Below are 19270 nucleotides of genomic sequence, written 5' to 3'. Positions count from 1 at the left end.
AACAGCATCAAACTTAGAGTTTAAGCACAAAAAAGCCCACCAGGAGGTGGGCTTTGCAAAATCGAGTTGTATAGACATTTACTCTAACTGAGTCTTGGAGCTGAGCTTGTAGCGGGAACCGGGGGAGAGTAAACGGGCATAGGAGACCAGATGCCCCTCCGACCAGGTACGCCGGTGCAACAACAGGCAGGGGGAATCTACGCGGATCTGCAACAATCCCGCCTCACCGGCACTCGGCAACACGGCTTCCACCACATGCTCCATCTCGGAGAGGGGGCAGACATCCATCAGATAGCGGTTGGGAGTTTGCTGGGTGAAATCCTGCTCGCCATAGCCCGGCAAGCGTCCGGCATCGACGAAGCGCTCTTCCAGTTGCAACGGCTCCCCATCGGCCTGATGGACGATCAGGCTGTGGAAGATGGGGGCGCCAACCCGCAGGCCCAGCTGCACCGCCACCTTCTCGTCGGCGGCCAGCCGCTGCAACCGGATCACCCGGGCGCTGTATTCGCTGCCCCGCTCGGCGATCTCATCGGCGATGTTGCGAATGGCCAGCAGCGGTGACTCGGTACGCCGGTCCGCCACGAAGCTGCCGGAACCGGCGGTACGCACCAGCCACCCCTCGGCCACCAGCTCCCGCAGCGCCCGATTGACCGTCATCCGGCTCACGGTGAACTGCTCGCACAGGGCCGCTTCGGTCGGGATCCTGTCCCCCGCCTGATAGTGGCGTTCGCGGATCCCGTCCAGAATGTGCTGCTTGATCTGCAGATAGAGGGCTGGCGCCACCATGAAGCTCCCTAGCGCCGACGGTGGGGCGGACGCATGTCCGGCCAGGCGCGATAGACGTCGGGGATCTGATCCGGCCCGCTGATGCAGAGATCGAGATCGTGCAGCAAGCCATCCTTGATGCCGTATATCCAGCCATGCACCGCCAGCTCCTGCCCCTTGCGCCAGGCGTTCTGGATAATGGTGGTGTGGCAGACGTTGGCGACCTGCTCGGCCACGTTCAGCTCGCACAGGTAGTCGAAGCGCTCGTGCTCATCCTCGATGGCCTCGAGCTCTTCACCGTATTTGAAGTAGACATCCTTGATGTTGCGCAGCCAGTTGTCGATGAGACCCAACTCCTGATTCTGCATCGCGGCCTTGACGCCGCCGCAACCGTAGTGACCGCAGACGATGATGTGCTTCACCTTGAGCACTTCCACCGCGTATTGCAGCACGGAGAGGCAGTTGAAATCGGTATGCACCACCAGATTGGCGACGTTGCGGTGGACGAATACATCCCCCGGCAACAAGCCCATCAGCTGGTTGGCGGGGACCCGGCTGTCGGAACAACCGATCCAGAGGTATTCGGGGGCCTGCTGGGCAGAAAGGGTGGCAAAGAACTCGGGATCTTCGGCCTTGATCCGTTCGGCCCACTCACGGTTGTTGGTAAACAGGTCGTTCAACAGTTTCACTTCTGCTCTCCCTAATGTGGCAGTGGCGGCAACATAACACACTCAAGGGTAACCAAAGCAAGGCCGACCAGATCCTTGCGAAACAAAAACAGGGCCATCAGGCCCTGTTTTTATGAGAGAAAGCATCAGGCTTCCATGGCATCTTTCAGCTTCTTGAGTGCGTTCTTCTCAAGCTGACGCACACGCTCGGCAGAGACGCCGTAGGTATCGGCCAGCTCCTGCAGCGTGGTCTTGCTGTCATCATCAAGCCAGCGGGCGCGGATGATGTGCTGGCTGCGCTCATCCAGCGTAGCGAGGGCCGAGCTCAGGCGACGGGTCGCGTGATCGTCCCAGTTATCATTCTCGATGGTCGCGGCCAGATCGGAGGATTTGTCCTCCAGATAATGAACAGGAGCGAAACCGCCCTCTTCTTCATCGTCACCCACCAGATCGAACGCCTGATCGTAGTTGGCCATCCGCGCTTCCATCTCGGTCACATCGCTTGCGGAGACGCCGAGATCGGCCGCCACGGCCTGAACCTCTTCGTGGTTCAGCCAGCCCAGACGCTTTTTGGATTTACGCAGATTGAAGAAGAGCTTGCGCTGGGCCTTGGTAGTGGCCACCTTGACCATGCGCCAGTTGCGCAACACATATTCGTGGATTTCGGCCTTGATCCAGTGCACGGCAAAGGAGACCAGACGCACGCCGACCGTCGGGTCGAAGCGCTTGACCGCCTTCATCAGGCCGATATTGCCTTCCTGTACCAGATCGGCCTGAGGCAGGCCGTAACCGGCATAACTCTTGGCGACATGAACGACAAAGCGCAGGTGCGACATAACCAGCTGACGGGCAGCCTCGAGATCGCCATCCTGCTGCAAACGCTCAGCCAGTTCACGCTCTTCCTCTGCGCTCAGCACCGGAATAGAGTTTACTGCCTGGATATAGCCTTCCAGACTACCTTGCGGAATCAGAGCCATAGTGCGCTGCAATGAAGTTCCCATCTGTTACCTCTTACTTTTCAATCGAATCAGTCTAACACCCTGAGAGGGTCTGTCTACTGACCGGATGCCATTCTGCGGCGTGTATCAAAGAACATGCCCAGTTTTAGACTGGCTTATCTTAAGCCTGCAGGATGAATCATGAATGAACAGTCAAAAAAAGGGGGTCACAATGAAGGACCCCCGAAAAGTAGCATGCTAAGTCCATTGTTGCGGAGCTCGCAACCTTCACATGCTTGCCAAGTCTGACGAGCAAGGCAGAGGGGCCACACTCGTATAAATGCTTCAGCTTAATAGACTGCTTATAAATCAGAAGGTTCCACGGATCCAGCAAAGATCCGGAAGATCATTGTTATTCAGAATACTCTGACTATGGGGGCCAAGCCAGAAACGGCCCCTCTTTTACTTGATCCGCCTCTCAAAATCCAGCGATTTACTTTGATGACAAAGTAATCAGGATGGTTCGATGTCGCGAATGTGGCGATGGACCGAGAACCAGGAGGCAATCAGCCCCAGCAGGGCGCCCAGCAAGATCAGATTGATCCCGTCTACCGCCCCCATGCCAACCAGCCGGAAGTTACTGTTATACAAGCCCGCCAGCTCCTTCACCACCCCTTCGCTCCAGATCACCATCACTTCGGTCAGCCACCAGGCCAGCATGCCGCCGATCACTCCGAACCAGATACCTGTATAGAGGAAGGGGCGATGAATGAAGGAGTCGGTCGCTCCCACCAGCTTGAGCACTTCAATCTCGGAACGCTGGTTGAGGATGTTGAGACGCAGGGTATTGCCGACGATCAGCAACACGGCGGAGAGCAGCAGCACCGCGATACCGGTAATGGTGTGGCGCAGCAGGTTCATGATCCCCTGCAACCGGGTCAGCCACTGCAGATCCAGCTTGCCCTGCTCGACCCCCACTTCGTTGTTAAGCTTGCTGAGCAGCTCGGCGGCCCCTTCCGGGTTCTGCCAGCGCGGATCCGGAATGACACTCAGCACCGGCGGTAGCGGGTTGCTGTCCAGATAATCGAGGGCATCACCGAAGCCGGAGATCTCGCGAAACTCCCGCAACGCATCGTCACGGCTCAGGTAGGTGACCGAATCCACCTCGGGATAGAGCAGGATCCTGTGCTGCAGATCGAGAATGCTCTGCTCCGGCAGATCCTTGCGCAGGTAAAGGGAGATCTGGGAACTGCTCTGCCAGCTCCCCTCCACTACCTCGGCGTTTTTCAGCAGCACGTGGAAGCAGGAGGGCAGCGCCAGACTGACGCCGAGCACCGCCAGCGTCATCAGGGAGGCGAGCGGATTGCGCCACAACTCCCCGAGACTGGCAAACGCCTGCCGCACATGGTCAACCCCGTACATCATCAGACGACGCAGCGGCGGCTGTTTGTGACGAACGATAGCCATCAGAGCTCCTCCCCGGCCGAATACATGCGGCCCGCCTTGAGGGTCAGGGTGCGATAGCGCATGCGGGCGATCAGCCCCAGATCGTGAGTGGCAATCAACACCGAGACCCCAAAATTGTTGAACTCCTGAAATAGCCGCATGATGTCCATGGAGAGCTGGGGATCCAGGTTACCGGTCGGTTCATCCGCCAGCAGCAGCGGCGGCTTGTTGACGATGGCACGGGCGATGCCGACCCGCTGCTGCTCACCACCGGAGAGCTGGCGCGGCTGGTAACGCTCCTTGCCGAGCAACCCCACCTTGTCCAGCGCCGCCGCCACCCGTTTGTTGATATCGGCATGGCTGTAGCCATCGATCACCAGCGGCAGTGCCACGTTGTCGAACACGGTGCGATCCATCAACAGCCGGTGATCCTGAAAGATCATCCCGATCTGGCGGCGAACATAGGGGATCTGGCTGCGCTGGATATGGCTGACGTCGTCGCCATGAAAGAAGACGCGACCATCGGTCGGGCGCTCCATCACGCTGATCAGTTTGAGGAGGGTACTCTTGCCCGCCCCCGAGTGCCCGGTCAGAAAGGCCATCTCCCCCTTGCGCAGGTGAAAGCTGACCTTTTGCAGCGCCTGATGGCCGCCGCTGTATACCTTGCTGACCTTGTCAAAACGAATCATAACGGTTCCCTGAAATTGACAAACCCCGACCGGAGTCGGGGTATGGAACACTTACTCATCACGGCTGAGCTGACTCATCGCGGCCGGACTTATTCATCGCGGCTAAAGAGCGCCTCGATGAAGTCATTGGCAACGAAGGGACGCAGATCGTCGATCCCCTCGCCCACCCCGATGTAGCGGATCGGGATCTGGAACTTGTCGGCCACCGCGAAGATGACGCCGCCCTTGGCCGTCCCATCCAGCTTGGTCAGGGTGATACCGGTCAGGCCCACCGCCTCGCTGAACAGCTTGGCCTGGCTCAACGCATTTTGCCCGGTGCCAGCATCCAGGGTCAGCATGACCTCGTGAGGGGCCTCTTCGTCCAGCTTCTTCATCACCCGCACCACTTTCTTGAGCTCTTCCATCAGGTTGCTCTTGTTCTGCAGGCGACCGGCGGTATCGGCGATCAACACATCAGCGCCACGGGAGCGGGCAGCCTCGATGGCGTCATAAATCACGGAAGCGGAGTCGGCACCGGTATGCTGGGCGATCACCGGAATATTGTTGCGCTGACCCCAAACCTGCAACTGCTCGACCGCAGCGGCACGGAAGGTATCACCCGCCGCCAGCATCACACTCTTGCCTTCGGCCTGGAACTGCTTGGCCATCTTGCCGATGGTGGTGGTCTTGCCGACCCCGTTCACGCCGACCATCAGGATCACGTAAGGCTTCTTGTTAGTGTCGATCACCAGCGGCTGTTCGACCTTGGCTAGCATCTCGCCCATGTCCTGTTTGAGCAGGCCGTAGAGCGCTTCGGCATCCTTGAGTTGCTTGCGATCCGCATGCTGCACCAGGCCTTCGATGATGCGAGTGGTGGTATCCACGCCCAGATCGGCGGTCAGCAGCTGGGTCTCCAGCTCTTCGAACAGCTCATCGTCAATCTTCTTGCCACGGAACAGACCGAAGAAGCCGGAGCCGATATTCTCCCTGGTGCGCACCAGACTGCGCTTGAGGCGAGCAAAGAAGCCCTCCCGCTGCGGTTTGTCCTGGGTGTCGTCATCCACCTTGGCAGCTAATGGCAGGGCGGCCAGCGCGGCGGCCTCAGCCTCCATCGCGGCGACCAGACGCAGATCTTCCGCTCGCTGGGCCTCTTTGGCGATACGCGCCTCTTCCGCAGCTTGGGCTTCAGCGGCAATGCGAGCGGCTTCTGCAGCCTGAGCTTCAGCGGCAATACGCACTTCTTCTGCAGCGCGGGCTTCGGCAGCAATACGAGCCTCTTCTGCAGCGCGGGCTTCGGCAGCAATACGCGCTTCTTCCGCAGCGCGAGCTTCGGCAGCAATACGGGCCTCTTCTGCTGCGAGGGCTTCGGCAGCAATACGGGCCTCTTCCGCTGCGCGGGCTTCGGCAGCAATACGGGCCTCTTCCGCAACGCGGGCTTCAGCAGCAATGCGAGCCTCTTCCGCAGCGCGAGCTTCGGCAGCAATGCGAGCCTCTTCCGCGGCGCGGGCTTCGGCAGCGATACGCGCCTCTTCTGCGGCGCGGGCTTCGGCAGCAATGCGAGCCTCTTGCGCAGCGCGAGCTTCGGCGGCGATACGAGCCTCTTCCGCTGCGCGGGCTTCGGCAGCAATACGAACCTCTTCCACAGCCTGAGCTTCTGCGGCAATACGAGCAGTTTCGGCAGCTTGCGCTTCTGCCGCGATACGAGCGGCTTCGGCAGCGTGCGCCTCTGCGGCTACACGCTCCTCTTCGGCGAGCAGAGCTTCGTTGACGATCACCGGCTCCAGATCGGAGGCGCACTCCTCCACCACCAGCGGGCCGCGGTCGTCCAGCTCGGTCGGCAGGCAGCAATCATCTTGCAAAACGGGATTCTGTGCGCTGGCAGGCACTTCGGGGGCAATAGCCGGCGTACTATCGGAAACAGTTATATCGGAAACGGGAGCGGGGGTAGCAGTGACCTCGGGCTCAACGGTAACGGGGGTGGCTTGGGGTGTCTGTGGTTGGACAGCCTCAGCCTCTTCTTTCTTGCGGCCGAAACCCAGCCAGGAAAACAAACCTTTTGCCATCTAAAAATACTCACATCAAAGGCTGACTGCTAAGATAGCCGTCCCTTGGCGGGTCGGCATAAAAATGAACCGCCTTATACTACCACTTTATTTTCTGACGATGAAACGCGATGCCCAGAGTGAAATCCAGCCGTAGCAACCCGAGCAAGAGTCCCGCCCCGCAAGGAAAATCGGGCTTTGTAAGAATCATCAGCGGCCAGTGGCGAGGCCGCAAATTGCCGGTCAAGGATGTGGAAGGGCTCAGACCCACCACGGATCGCGTCAAGGAGACCATCTTCAACTGGCTGGCCCCCCACATCCGCGGCACCCGCTGCCTCGACCTGTTTGCCGGCAGCGGTGGACTCGGCCTGGAGGCGCTGTCGCGCTATGCCGAGCAGGTGACCCTGATCGAAATGGACAAGGGGGCCGCCGACCAGATCAAGAAGAATCTGGCCGCCCTCGGCAGCAGTCAGGGTCAGGTGATCCAGTCTGATGCGGTGAGCTGGCTGCAAGGCACTGCCACCCCGTTCGATCTGGTGTTCCTCGATCCACCGTTTCGCCGCGAGCTGCTGCCGCAAGTTTGCGAGCTGCTGGAGCAGCGCGGCTGGCTGGCGCCGGATGCCCTGATCTATCTGGAGCGGGAAAAAGAGATGGCCGATCTGGCGCTGCCTGCCAGCTGGCAGTTGCTCAAGGACAAACAGGCAGGTCAGGTCTGCTACCAGCTCTATCTGCGGGACACCAAGAATGACGCTGCAGTTTAAAGGGGGGGATGGGCGCAGTGGCCCTCCCCGTCAATTTGGACAATGGCTCAAGGACAAGCAGGTCGATCAAATCAGGTCTGCTACCAACTCTATCTAAGGGAGGTAAACAATGAAGCGGGTCTTTAATCTGTTGGCGATGGGGCTGATATTGTTCTTCTGGTTTGGCGTACTGGTGAGCCTGATTGCCCCGCTGCCCGGCAAACTCAACGGCTTTCTGCCGGTCTGCGGCGTGATCGTCGCCCTGCTGCACTGGCTGCAGGCCAGCATGATCAAGGCGGCTTGCAAACGCTACTTCGAGGTCACCAAGACCGAGTTTGTCACTGTGCTGATATTTGGCGTGTTTGGCATGGTCGACATTCGTCAGCGCCTGCAAGAGATCGTCAACGCCGCCCAGCGCGGCAATCTCTCGGACAAACCATAAAAGAAAAGGGGACGGCGGTAGCCGTCCCCTAGAGTCGTGTCGTCCTGTCCGTAGAACTGCAATGCTCCCTGCAATCCCTGACGTTATCCTAATCCTTTGGAATATCCCCTTTCCAATCCGTTGGCGTGTCCTGCGGCGTTCCTGGCCTGGCAATTCATCCTGAACTGCTTCACTGTCTCCATCCTGGAGGTGTCCATTACCACGTCCTGTGGGGGTCCTTGCGTCTTCCTGACCGATAACCATCCGGGTTATCTCACTTCATCCTGAAGTATTCCTCTCGCATCCGGCGAGGTCCTGTTCATCCTGAAGAACGAGCTTCCGTTCGTTCTGCTCTCATCCCGAGAGTGTCCTGCCGCGTCCTGCGGTGTTCCTTTATTCATCCGTGACGATAATCATCCTGATTATCGAGCTCATCCTGAGGTGTCCTTGTCCACATCCTGCGGACTATTCCATCTTTATGCGCTGCCCTGCATCCTGCCGGACCAGCTCCGTCCTTGTGAGACCCATAGTAAGGAAATGCGCACCCCGAACAAGGGCCATCCGATGATAAAGATCTGATGCCGCTCCCATTTCAAAAAACAAACTTAAAAACTAACCCTTTAATATCAGTAATTTAATTAGTTTCATAGGAAAGCTCGATCATTCTGGCATGGCTTCGCGTACGGTTCAAAGCGCCAGCCTCTTACAGTGGCTATGGCAGATCTCTTACACGGGTTTCGCCCCCAAAAACGGGGCAGGAAAACGGTTCAATCCTGTCGTTAAGACTTAAAAATTAGTTGAATAAATATGCTTAAAAAAACAGCAAAAAAAAAGAGCCGAGACCAGGCTCGACTCTTCAACATGCAATTTTTTAATCAGCTCAAGCGGTTGGCCGGATTGAGATAGGCCTTGCGCAGCGATTCCGGTGCCAGCACCTCCAGTTCACCGCTGATGTTGTTCAACCAGCTGCGAAACTCCGGGGTGTCCTGCACTTCGGTCTCCACCACCACGCTGCACTTGTCATAGCGGGTCATGCGCGGATTGTTGCCGGGGATCTGGTTATCCACCAGCGACTGGCTGTTGGCATCGATCCGGCCGACGAAGCGGATCGGGCCGCTCACATCCTGATAGCCCTGATCGCGGATCAGCTTCTGGATATTGAAATCCTTCGGCTGGGTGGCGCTGAAGTTGGTCAACTCCACGTTCTTGATATGGTCAAACGGGATGCCGTAGACCTTGGGATCCAGCTCGGACAGGGTGCAGAGCAGGATCGGACCGTCCGGCTGATTGAGAATGCCGAGCGGGTTGATACGGTCATAGCAGAGCCACACGGTGCGCTCTTTGATCACGCGCTGGATCTCGGCACTGAACTTGCGACCACGCCAGAGCGCATCGCGGATCAGGGTGCTGCGGCGGATCTCCGGGTTGCCGGCAAACGGACGCGGTGACTGGTGGACACTCTCCAGCCAGCGCTCGGCCAGTTCACTCTGGCTGTCGCGGATCACCTGGCTCGCCTTGTCGACCAGCGGGTTCAATTCGGTCAGTACACTCGCCGGCAACAGTTGGCTCGCCTGATCACTCCAGGTTTTCAGGGCCACCGCCAGCGAGAGCGGCATGATATTGGCAAAGTCATTGAGGCCGTGGCGCTCGAAGCACCAGCCATGGGGTTTGCTGCGCTCGTCCGAGGTGAGGTCGAACAGTCCCATGCCGGACATCTCCTCCAGGTCCCGTTGCACGGTACGCAGACTGACGTGGATACCTTCCTCTTCCAGTTTTACCTGGAGTTGGCTGGCGGTCAGCTTGTAAGGGCGGTGCGGGATGCAACGCGCCAAGGTCAGTTGTCGTAACAGCTTCTTGCTCATGGTGCTTGCCTTCACTGGTTTAGCGTTGACTGTATGCTAGTCGTGACTTGCGACAGTCTATGTCGCAAGTTTTGCTGCGACAACTGTCGCCATTTTCATACAAACACAACCATGATATTGATATATAAGAAAAAAGATGAAAAAAGCAGGGGCAGCGAGGGATAAAATCAGCAACAAAACCATCAAATTAAAGTTCTAGGGGATGAACTTGCGACAGGTAAACAATCCAAAATAAAATAATTAAACAGAATAATATCTCGATAGGGGGAGGCGTACCTCCCCCGACTCATTTACAGCAGCCACGACCAGGCTGACTTGGTGATGGCCGCACCGACCATGTAGCCAAACACCGCCAGCGCCGCCACACCGGCCACCAGCTTCTGACCGCGGGCCGGGCGCTTGAGCGCCATCACACCCAGACCGATATAGAGCACCAGTGCCATCAGCTTGGCCATCAGCCAGGGTTGCTGGCCGGGGCTCAGCTGCAAGGTCACCGCCAGCAGCACGCCAAACAGCAGCAGGAAGGTGTCGTTGATATGGGGCAGGATCTTCAGCCACTTCTGCTGCAACCGATCGCTGCCGACCAGCGCCAGACTCCAGCGATAGATAAAGAGCAGCAGACTGACCAGCGCCAGCGTCATATGCAGGTGTTTGAACATGGGGTAATAGGCAATCATTTTGCTTCCTTGTCGTCGTCGGGTAGCCCGCTGTTCCAGTTGTGGGCATGGATACGCTCCTGCCCCTCCTCGTCGTCTTGCAACAGATCGGAGAGGATCTCCCGGTATTGCAGGCTCTTGTTGATATAAGTGTGTTCGTCGTCCAGATAGTTGACCTGCTCGCGCAACAGCCAGTTATCGTGCTGCTTGAAGGTCTGGCCCGCCCGCCAGGCCTGGTTGGCGCGAAAGCCGAGCTGGGTCAGGGCTTCCACCCCCAGATCGACCGCCGAACCCAGGGTTTCCCGGTGTACGCTCTCGACCCCGTGGCGCAGGATCTCGTGGGCATGGGGTCGATCCAGCGCTCGCGCCAGGATCTTCAGGTGCGGGAAGTGCTTCTGCACCATCTCGATCACCGCCAGCGAGGTGGCGGGATCGTTGATGGAGAGCACCAGCAGCTTGGCCTTGTGCGCCCCTGCGGCATGGAGCAGGTCGATCCGGCTGGCATCGCCATAGAAGACCTGATAGCCATACTTGCGCAGGGTCTCTATCTGGCTGGCATCCTGCTCGAGGATGGTGGTGCCGATGCCGTGACCGTGCAGCAGACGCCCCACGATCTGACCAAAACGGCCGAAGCCCGCGATGATCACCGGATGCTCCACCAGCTCAGGTTGCTCATGCTGCGGCGCGTCGCTCTGGTTACGGTAATCGAACCAGGGCTGGATCACCCGATCGTTGAGGATCAGCAGCAGCGGGGTCAGCGCCATGGAGAGCGCCACCACCAGCGTCAGCAGCGAGATGGTCTCACCGGGCAGCACCCGGTTCTGGGCGGCAAACGAGAAGAGCACGAAGGCAAACTCACCCCCTTGCGCCAACGCCAGTGCGAAGGTCCAGCGTTGGCTCGGCGAGATGCGGATGGCAAAGCCGAGCGCCATCAGCACCAGCCATTTGAGCGCCATCAAACCAACCACCAGCGTCGGGATAAGGAAGGGGTGCTCGGCAAACAGCCCGAAGTCGATCCCCGCCCCCACCGACATAAAGAACAAACCGAGCAGCAAGCCCTTGAACGGCTCAATGTCCGCCTCCAGCTCGTGGCGATATTCGCTGTCGGCCAGCACCACCCCGGCGAGGAAGGAGCCAAGAGCGGGCGAGAGCCCCACCGACTCCATCAGCACCGCGATGGCGATCACCAGCAGCAGGGCGGCGGCAACGAAGATCTCCCGCATGTGGGACTGGGCGATGGCACGAAACACTGGCCGCATCAGGTAGTGGCCGCCCAGCACGATGCCGGAGATCGCCGCGACCACCAGCAAACCATGCTGCCAACCCGCCAGCTCGGAGCCGCCATTGCTGGCGACCGGCGCGATGGCCAGCAGCGGCAGCAACGCCAGGATCGGAATGACCGCAATATCCTGAAACAGCAACACGGCAAAAGCGGAGCGACCGCTCTCGCTCTGCATCAATTTACGCTCCTGCAGGCTCTGCAGAACGATGGCGGTGGAGGAGAGCGCCAGAATGAGGCCGATGGCCAGCCCCTGTTGCAACGGCAGACCGATCAGGTGCGCCACGCCGGTCAGCGCGGCGGTAGTGAGCAGCACCTGCAGGCCGCCGGTGCCGAGGATCGGCCCCTTCAGCTGCCACAAGAGGGCCGGACGCAATTCAAGACCGACCAGAAACAACATCAGCACCACGCCAAACTCGGCGAAGTGCATCACATCCTTCTGCTCACCCACCAGCCCCAGCAGGAAGGGGCCTATGATGATCCCCGCCAGCAGGTAGCCGAGCACCGAGCCCAGCCCCCAGCGTTTGGCCAGCGGCACCGCAATGACGGCGGCGGAGAGATAGATAAAGGCATCAAACAGGATCCCGTGGCCCATCAGTCAGCCCTCCGCGTGAACATCTGGTCCGGCTCATGAGCTCGGCCCAAAAGCTGCCCGTGTTTCATCAGAGCACCTCCAGCAAGTCGCGTAGATAGGGGCGCCCGGCCAACTGCTCCGGGGTCAGCTGATCGTCACGCAGGGCGCAGAGCAGCTGGCGGTAATCCTGACCGCAACGGCGCAGGGCGGTGGGATCCTTGATCTTGTGAAAGGAGTGCAGCACGAAGGGGGGCAGCCAGTTCATGCCGCACAAGGTGGCAGCCTGCTGAAATGGCAGCAAAAAATCGAGCAGCGGTCGGCTGTTGTACCCCTCGCTGCAGTAGGACTCCGGCGCCCCGCCGGTGGTGATGGCGCTCAGCCACTGCTTGCCCTTGAGAGCGTGGGCTTCGGGGCCGTAGGCGTAGCCATACTCCAGCACCAGATCCATCCACTCTTTCATGATGGCCGGGCAGGAGTACCAGTAAAACGGGTGCTGAAAGACGATGATGTCGTGCTCGGAAAGCAGCGCCTGCTCCCGCTTCACATCGATGAACATGTCGGGATAGTGCTGGTAGAGGTCGTGAACCGTGACCCCTTCCAGCCCCTCAATCGCCTGCAACAGCTGCTTGTTGGCCCGCGAGCTCTGCAGAGCGGGATGGGAAAAAATTACCAGAATGCGTTTCATGACCACATCACCCGAACAAAGCCTTGCGGTGCAAGGCGAGGTAAACAGAAAAGGGGAGTCTGGGAAGCTGCATCGTAAAGGTGCACAGGAAAGCGACCTTATCAGGAAGCGCCATAGCCTGCCAACTCGGGGATCAGCTCCCGCAGCGCCGGATTGAGGGTCTGGTGGGCGGGATAGCAGAGCCCGATCCGGCGAAACATCCGCGGCCCGCTCACCGGCAGGGTACAGAGCCCCGCCTCATCCTCCACCAGCCCGTCCGGCAGAAAACTGATACCAACCCCCGCCAGCACCAGCGCCATCACCAACCCCTTGCTTTCGGCCTTGGCCACCAGATTGAGGGTAAGCCGGTCACAGGCCAGCAGGCCTATGGTCTGCTGATGCGCCTCGCAGGGCGGGCACTCAATAAAATCATAATGTTGCAGCTCGGCCAACTCGATCCTCTCGCGACTGGCCAGGGGATGGTTGACCGGCACGCAAAGCACGTAATCCTCCTCCCACAGCGGCAGGAAGATCTCGTCCTCCCGGCGCAGGGCATCCAGCGTCAAGCGGCAGTCGGCGGGCGTGGTGTAGTCAGAGAGGGTGAGATCCAGCTGCGGCAACACGCGCTGTACTTGCTGCAGCAGCCCGGCCACCCGACGGCGACTCAAGTCCGGCATGATGGCGATATTGAGCCTCGCACGCGTCGCTTTCTGGCGAAACAGCTCCGGCAGACGACGCGCCTCCTCCACCAGCTTGACCGCGTGAGGATAGAGATAGTGGGCCGGATCTTTCGCCACCACCCCTTTCTTGCCCCTGACAAACAGGCTGTCACCGAGCGCCTCTTCCAGCTGGCGCAGTCCCGCCGAGAGGGAGGGCTGGCTGACGTGGCAGCGCTCGGCCGCCGCCGTGATGTTCTTCTCTTCATAGATGGCGATGAAGAAACGCAGCAATCTCAAGTCCAGCATAAACCAACCATAGTTTTTTCAGATGATAACCAGCGGAAAACAATATTTATCACTTATAGATGCAGTGACTATAGTGATTGAGTTCCGTGCTGGCCAGCCACCCGTTTGCTCAAACCGACTCTTGAATCAGAAGGAAAGACCCATGTCCAAATCTCTCGTCGTGATCACCGGCGCCTCCGCCGGGATCGGTGCCGCCATCGCCCGTGCCTTCTCTGCCGCAGGTCATCCGCTGTTGCTGCTGGCCCGCCGGGTCGAGCCGATGCAGGCACTGAACCTGCCCGATACCCTCTGCATCGGGGTCGATGTAACCGACACCGCTGCCATGAAGGCCGCCGTCCAGCAGGCAGAAGCCAAATTTGGCCCGGTCGGCTGCATGGTCAACAACGCCGGTGTCATGCTGCTGGGTCAGGCCGATGTGCAGGATCCCGCCGAATGGCAGCAGATGCTCAACATCAACGTGATGGGGGTACTGAACGGCGTCCACGCAGTGCTGGCAGGCATGAAGGAGCGCCGCAGCGGCACCATCATCAACATCAGCTCCATCGCCGGTCGCAAGACCTTCCCGAACCATGCTGCCTACTGCGCCACCAAGTTCGCCGTGCACGCCCTGACCGAGAACATCCGGGAAGAGGTGGCCGATGTCGGCGTGCGGATGGTGACCATTGCCCCGGGTGCGGTCGAGACCGAGCTGCTCAGCCACACCACTGACGAGAGCATCAAGGCCGGTTACCACGACTGGAAAGATCAGATGGGTGGCGTCATTGCGCCGGAAGTGATCGCCGATGCTGTGCTCTACGCCTGGAACCAGCCTGCCAACGTCTGCGTGCGCGAGATCGTGCTGGCGGCGACCCGCCAGCAACCTTGAATCCAGCTGACTGACACCATGTGGAGGGCTTGACCCTCCCCCGGGGCACAGGGTTACCATGTGCCCCTTGTTTTTTCCGAGTCATTCCATGGTTCTCACCCGTCGCCAACTCGCTCACGCCCGTCGCTGGCTCCCCTTGTGGAGTCTGGTGCTGGTGTTGATGTCGTTTGGCAGCCGGGCCGCAACCGATCTCTGTACCCTGACCACCCACTGCAGCCAGAGCGAGCGTACCCTGGAAAAAGCGATGCCCTGCGGCAGCTTTACCACCGCACTCTCGATGACGCTGGTAGGCAGCGACAGCCTGACGGTCGCCGTGCTGGAACCGGATACCCCCGAATTCGCCTCCCCCTCTCTCTATATGCCGGACGCCCCGTGCGAGCGGCTCGAACGTCCCCCTCGTACCCAGATCTGAAACTCATCCCGTATCGGGCATCTTTTCTTTCAATCTGAGGTGAGTAATGTACAAACCCCTGTTACTGGCCATGCTGGCCGGTACCGTCAGCTTTTCGGCCCTCGCAGCCGAGAAGATGACCGTCTACAAATCCAGATATTGTGGCTGCTGCCAAAGCTGGAACGAGCACATGGAGCAGAATGGCTTCGAACTGGAGGTCATCGAGACCGAGCAGCTCGGCGCCGTGAAACAGCAATACGGTATCGCGCCGGAACTGGCCTCTTGCCATACCGGTATCGTAAATGGCTATGTGATCGAGGGGCATGTACCGGCCGCCGATGTGCAGAAGCTGCTCAGGGAAAAACCGGCAATTCGTGGCCTGACCATTCCGGGCATGCCCCAGAGTGCGCCGGGCATGGATATTCCGGGCCATCCCTATGAGGTACTGAGTATCAGCAACGAGGGCGCGACCAACCGCTGGTCGAGCTACCCCGGCTGACGAAAACTGGTCATGAGAGGGCACTCCCATATCATGTGAGGCACACCTGAGCGGACTCTTGCCGCTCATGGCCAGAAAGAGGGCCGCTATCGCGAGATAGCGGCTTTTTTTGATTACATTTCCTGCAATAACAAGGGATTGCTTGCAACCACAGGCAACAAGGGGCAGATTTAATGCCAATTCATGGAGCCGATGCTCAGGTCTACCAACCCTTTCCAGCGCCAAGGATGCGACATGTTTACCTTTTCCCGAGGAGTTCTGCTGCTAGCCTTTCTGACAGTTCTCCCCCCCACTTATGCCAATGAAGAGCCCGCCATGCTGACAAGCGAACATCCAATCCAGCCGCCCGTGGCCGCCAAACATCCCCGCACTCTGAAAAAACACGGGGATACCCGCATCGACAACTACTACTGGCTGCGCGACGACCAGCGTCAGGCGCCGGAAGTATTGCAGTACCTCGAGGCCGAGAACGCCTATACCGAGGCCATGCTCAAGCCGACCCAGCCCCTGCGCGAACAGCTCTACAAGGAGATGGTGGCCCGCATCCCCCAGCAGGATGAATCGGTGCCCTATGTGAAAAATGGCTACCGCTACCAGACCCGCTATGAGCCGGGCAAGGAGTACGGGATCTATTCGCGCACCAAGCTCGGTGAAGAGCAGGCGAGCCTGCTGCTCGACAGCAACCTGCGGGCTGAAGGGCACGAGTTCTATGCCCTCGGCGCCCTTGAGGTGAGCCGCAACAACCGCTGGCTGGCGGTGGCAGAAGATTTCCTCTCCCGCCGTCAGTACCAGATCCAGTTCCTCGATCTGGAGAGCGGCCAGTGGGCCACCGACAAACTGGAAAATACCTCCGGCAATCTGGTGTGGGCCAACGACAACAAGACCGTCTTCTATGTGCGCAAGCACCCGCAGACCCTGCTGCCCTATCAGGTCTATCGCCACACGCTCGGGACGGATCCGGCCACGGACAAGCTGGTCTACGAGGAGAAGGATGACTCTTTCTACGTCAGCCTCTACGCCACCACTTCGGAAGATTTCATCGTCATCGCTCTCTCCAGCACCACCACCGGCGAAGCGCGGCTAATCGATGCCAACCAGCCGGAGCACGCCCCCCGCCTGTTCCTGCCCCGTCAGGTGGATCACGAATACAGCCTGGATCACTACCGCGGTCGCTTCTATGTGCGCTCCAACAAGGACGGCAAGAACTTCGGCCTCTACGAGACCAAGGAGAGCCCGGTCGATCGCTGGAAGGCAGTGATCGCCCCCAATCCGGACGTGCTGCTGGAGAGCTACGCCCTGTTCAAGGATTGGCTGGTACTGGAGGAGCGCAACAAGGGGCTGACCCGACTGCGCCAGATCAACTGGCAGAGCGGTGACGAGAAGGAGATCGCCTTCGACGATCCCGCCTATGTCACCTGGCTCGCCTACAACCCGGAGCCGGATACCAGCGCCCTGCGCTATGGCTACTCCTCCATGACCACCCCCGCCTCCACCTATGAACTGGACATGGCGAGCGGCAAGCGCACCCTGCTCAAGCAGCAGCCGGTGGCAGGCTTCAAGGCCGACCAGTACGCCAGCGAGCGACTCTGGGTGACCGCCCGCGACGGCGTATCGGTGCCGGTGTCGCTGGTCTATCGCAAAGACAAGTTCAAGAAAGAGCAGGCCGATGCGCCCAAGAATCCGCTGCTGGTCTATGGCTATGGCTCCTACGGCGCCAGCATGGATCCCGACTTCAGCAGCTCGCGCCTGAGCCTGCTGGATCGCGGCTTCGTCTACGCCATCGCTCATATCCGGGGGGGCGAAGAGCTGGGCCGCCACTGGTACGAAGATGGCAAACTGCTGAAAAAGCAAAACACCTTCAATGACTTTATCGATGTCACCAAGGCGCTGGTGGAGCAAGGCTACGGTGCCAAAGATCAGGTCTACGCCATGGGTGGCAGCGCCGGTGGTCTGCTGATGGGAGCGGTCATCAATCAGGCGCCTGAACTCTATCGCGGCGTGGTAGCGCAGGTGCCGTTCGTCGATGTGGTCACCACCATGCTGGACGAGTCGATTCCCCTCACCACCGGGGAGTATGACGAGTGGGGCAACCCGAACCAGAAGCGCTACTACGACTACATGAAGAGCTACAGCCCCTACGATCAGGTCAAGGCACAAGCCTACCCCAACCTGCTGGTCACCACCGGGCTGCACGACTCGCAAGTGCAGTATTGGGAGCCAGCCAAGTGGGTCGCCAAGCTGCGCGATCTGAAAACGGATGATAACAAGTTGTTACTGAACACCGACATGGACGCCGGCCACGGTGGCAAGTCGGGCCGCTTCAAAGCCTACGAGGATATCGCGCTGGAGTACGCCTTTATCCTGGATCTGGCCACCTCGGCCAACTGATCTCTCATGACTCCGGCCCTTGTCATTCAAGGGCCGCATAAGAATCCTCTCGTAGTTTTTCCCTCTTCCATTTCCCTCCATGTCAAATTAATCTTCGGCAAGAAAATCAATGATCGAGGTCATGTTTCTCAAGATTTAACTCCGCTATTTTGCCATTTCGTTTGATTTATGTTGGGTGAATGTGCTTAATCGGAGTGCTTGCAACTTTTTATTTGGCCCCTCAGGGGCCAATTTATCTTCGACCGATAGGAGGTCGGTAGCCTCACCACAGGATGAGGGTGACTGCCGGAAAGGGGGTGATCAACTCCCCCGCTTTCGCGCAACGAGAAGAGCGGGCAAGCCCGGCGCAGAACGGGATTGCCATCAATTTATCCGGGGATCGGATAAACAAAATCAAAGAAAAGGGAGAAAAAATGAAAGGATTAACTTTGGCGTGCGCCCTGTCGGCGGCTCTGGTCGGTGTCTCATTCGGTGGTCCGGTACAAGCGCAGGAGCGCTTCGTGACCATAGGCACCGGCGGTCAGACCGGCGTCTACTATGTCGCTGGCCAGTCGATCTGCCGCTTCCTCAATCGCGGCGCTGCCGATCACCAAATCAAGTGCAATGCCCCGGCCAGTGGCGGCGGTGTTGCTAACGTCAACGGCATCCGCAGCGGCGAATTCAACTTCGGCATCATGCAATCCGACCACCAGTTCAAGGCGATGAAAGGGCTGCCGCCGTTCCAGGCCGAAGGGGCCATGGATGACATTCGCGCCGTCTTCTCCCTGCAGAGCGAGGTGTTCACCATCCTGGCTCGCCGCGATGCCAAGATCGCCAGCTTCGACGATCTGAAAGGCAAGCGCGTCAACATCGGCAACCCGGGCTCCGGCCAGCGTGACACCATGGAAGAGATCATGGCGGTCAAAGGCTGGAAGAAGGGCGACTTCGGTCTGGTCTCCGAGCTGAAACCGGCCGAACAGGCCTCTGCCCTCGGTGACAACAACATCGACGCCATGAGCTACTTTGTGGGTCACCCGAACGGCGCCATTCAGGAAGCCTCCACCACCACTGATGCGGTACTGGTACCTGTGACCGGCGCCGACATCGACAAGCTGCTGGCCGAGAAGAGCTACTACAGCAAGGCCGAAATCCCGGGCGGCATCTACAAGGGCAGCGACAAGCCGACTCCCTCCATCGGTGGCAAAGCGGTGCTCTCCACCAGCGCCAAAACCGATCCGGAAGTGGTCTATCAGCTGGTCAAGTCGGTGTTCGACAACCTGGATCGCTTCAAGCGCCTGCACCCTGCCTTTGCCGACCTGAAAGAGGCCGACATGATCAAGGTGGGTCTCTCTGCACCGCTGCATGAAGGGGCTGCCCGCTACTACAAAGAGCGCGGCTGGCTCTGATTGAAGGCCCCGGGGCCTTTGTCACTCTCTTCGACACCCGTCTGCCGCCTGATT

General features: G+C 59.2%; 18 protein-coding genes. 7 read left to right on the top strand and 11 right to left on the bottom strand.

The annotated features are described in order from the left end of the window. Positions 1-78: 78 nt before the first annotated feature. The 6 genes from hutC to ftsY form a co-directional block, all read right to left on the bottom strand. Positions 79-783 carry a histidine utilization repressor gene (hutC, locus tag OKC40_RS10515; protein ID WP_026035093.1) on the bottom strand — a complete coding sequence of 235 codons (705 nt, stop codon included), beginning with the start codon at positions 781-783 and terminating at the stop codon, positions 79-81. Positions 784-794: 11 nt separating this feature from the next. Continuing rightward, positions 795-1454, bottom strand: a complete 660-nt coding sequence (gene can / locus OKC40_RS10510; protein ID WP_041206790.1) for a carbonate dehydratase — start codon at positions 1452-1454, stop codon at positions 795-797. Between the two features lie 125 nt (positions 1455-1579). After that, positions 1580-2434 carry an RNA polymerase sigma factor RpoH gene (gene rpoH, locus OKC40_RS10505; RefSeq protein WP_033137699.1) on the bottom strand — a complete coding sequence of 285 codons (855 nt, stop codon included), beginning with the start codon at positions 2432-2434 and terminating at the stop codon, positions 1580-1582. A gap of 450 nt (positions 2435-2884) precedes the next feature. Next, complete coding sequence (gene ftsX / locus OKC40_RS10500; protein ID WP_005339996.1) at positions 2885-3838, bottom strand: permease-like cell division protein FtsX; 954 nt, start codon at positions 3836-3838, stop codon at positions 2885-2887. Beyond that, entirely contained in the window at positions 3838-4506 is a 669-nt protein-coding gene (gene ftsE / locus OKC40_RS10495) for a cell division ATP-binding protein FtsE (protein ID WP_042057091.1), read from the bottom strand. Before ftsE ends, ftsX begins: the two co-directional genes overlap by 1 nt. An 89-nt stretch (positions 4507-4595) precedes the next feature. Beyond that, entirely contained in the window at positions 4596-6548 is a 1953-nt protein-coding gene (ftsY, locus tag OKC40_RS10490; RefSeq protein WP_270795109.1) for a signal recognition particle-docking protein FtsY, read from the bottom strand. A 110-nt stretch (positions 6549-6658) separates the two neighbouring features. Between ftsY and rsmD the strand changes: the two genes are divergently transcribed. Together rsmD and OKC40_RS10480 are read left to right on the top strand one after the other, a co-directional pair. Further along, entirely contained in the window at positions 6659-7288 is a 630-nt protein-coding gene (rsmD, locus tag OKC40_RS10485) for a 16S rRNA (guanine(966)-N(2))-methyltransferase RsmD (RefSeq protein ID WP_270795108.1), read from the top strand. A gap of 109 nt (positions 7289-7397) precedes the next feature. Further along, positions 7398-7709: a DUF1145 domain-containing protein gene (locus OKC40_RS10480; RefSeq protein WP_259584340.1), complete on the top strand. Its 312-nt coding sequence runs from the start codon at positions 7398-7400 to the stop codon at positions 7707-7709. An 854-nt stretch (positions 7710-8563) separates the two neighbouring features. Here OKC40_RS10480 and OKC40_RS10475 read toward each other — a convergent pair. The 5 genes from OKC40_RS10475 to OKC40_RS10455 all read right to left on the bottom strand — a co-directional run bounded on the left by OKC40_RS10475 (position 8564) and on the right by OKC40_RS10455 (position 13688). Then, positions 8564-9550, bottom strand: coding sequence for a helix-turn-helix transcriptional regulator (locus OKC40_RS10475; RefSeq protein WP_270795105.1), 987 nt, complete (start codon positions 9548-9550; stop codon positions 8564-8566). A 290-nt stretch (positions 9551-9840) separates the two neighbouring features. Then, positions 9841-10227, bottom strand: a complete 387-nt coding sequence (locus OKC40_RS10470; protein ID WP_270795104.1) for a SirB2 family protein — start codon at positions 10225-10227, stop codon at positions 9841-9843. Beyond that, positions 10224-12080, bottom strand: coding sequence for a monovalent cation:proton antiporter-2 (CPA2) family protein (locus OKC40_RS10465; protein ID WP_033137693.1), 1857 nt, complete (start codon positions 12078-12080; stop codon positions 10224-10226). Before OKC40_RS10465 ends, OKC40_RS10470 begins: the two co-directional genes overlap by 4 nt. Positions 12081-12147: 67 nt before the next feature. Beyond that, positions 12148-12744 carry a glutathione-regulated potassium-efflux system oxidoreductase KefF gene (gene kefF, locus OKC40_RS10460; protein WP_270795100.1) on the bottom strand — a complete coding sequence of 199 codons (597 nt, stop codon included), beginning with the start codon at positions 12742-12744 and terminating at the stop codon, positions 12148-12150. Positions 12745-12845: 101 nt separating this feature from the next. Beyond that, a complete protein-coding gene (locus OKC40_RS10455; RefSeq protein ID WP_270795099.1) occupies positions 12846-13688 on the bottom strand; it encodes a LysR family transcriptional regulator in 843 nt (280 codons plus the stop codon). A 142-nt stretch (positions 13689-13830) separates the two neighbouring features. Here OKC40_RS10455 and OKC40_RS10450 point away from each other — a divergent pair, with 142 nt between their 5' ends. From OKC40_RS10450 to OKC40_RS10430, 5 genes are all read left to right on the top strand, one after another. Next, a complete protein-coding gene (locus OKC40_RS10450) occupies positions 13831-14553 on the top strand; it encodes an SDR family oxidoreductase (RefSeq protein WP_005348556.1) in 723 nt (240 codons plus the stop codon). An 88-nt stretch (positions 14554-14641) separates the two neighbouring features. Next, positions 14642-14965 carry a hypothetical protein gene (locus OKC40_RS10445; protein WP_270795098.1) on the top strand — a complete coding sequence of 108 codons (324 nt, stop codon included), beginning with the start codon at positions 14642-14644 and terminating at the stop codon, positions 14963-14965. Between the two features lie 46 nt (positions 14966-15011). After that, positions 15012-15443, top strand: a complete 432-nt coding sequence (locus tag OKC40_RS10440) for a DUF411 domain-containing protein (RefSeq protein ID WP_270795097.1) — start codon at positions 15012-15014, stop codon at positions 15441-15443. Positions 15444-15677: 234 nt separating this feature from the next. Then, entirely contained in the window at positions 15678-17831 is a 2154-nt protein-coding gene (locus tag OKC40_RS10435) for a S9 family peptidase (RefSeq protein WP_270795095.1), read from the top strand. Positions 17832-18244: 413 nt separating this feature from the next. Continuing rightward, entirely contained in the window at positions 18245-19216 is a 972-nt protein-coding gene (locus OKC40_RS10430; RefSeq protein ID WP_042057072.1) for a TAXI family TRAP transporter solute-binding subunit, read from the top strand. Positions 19217-19270 lie beyond the last annotated feature (54 nt).

Origin of the sequence: Aeromonas sp. QDB11 (genome assembly GCF_027705265.1) — a bacterium.
Lineage (GTDB): Bacteria > Pseudomonadota > Gammaproteobacteria > Enterobacterales > Aeromonadaceae > Aeromonas > Aeromonas allosaccharophila.
Note: the sequence above shows the minus strand (reverse complement) of the source record. Positions and strands in the feature narration are given on the sequence as shown.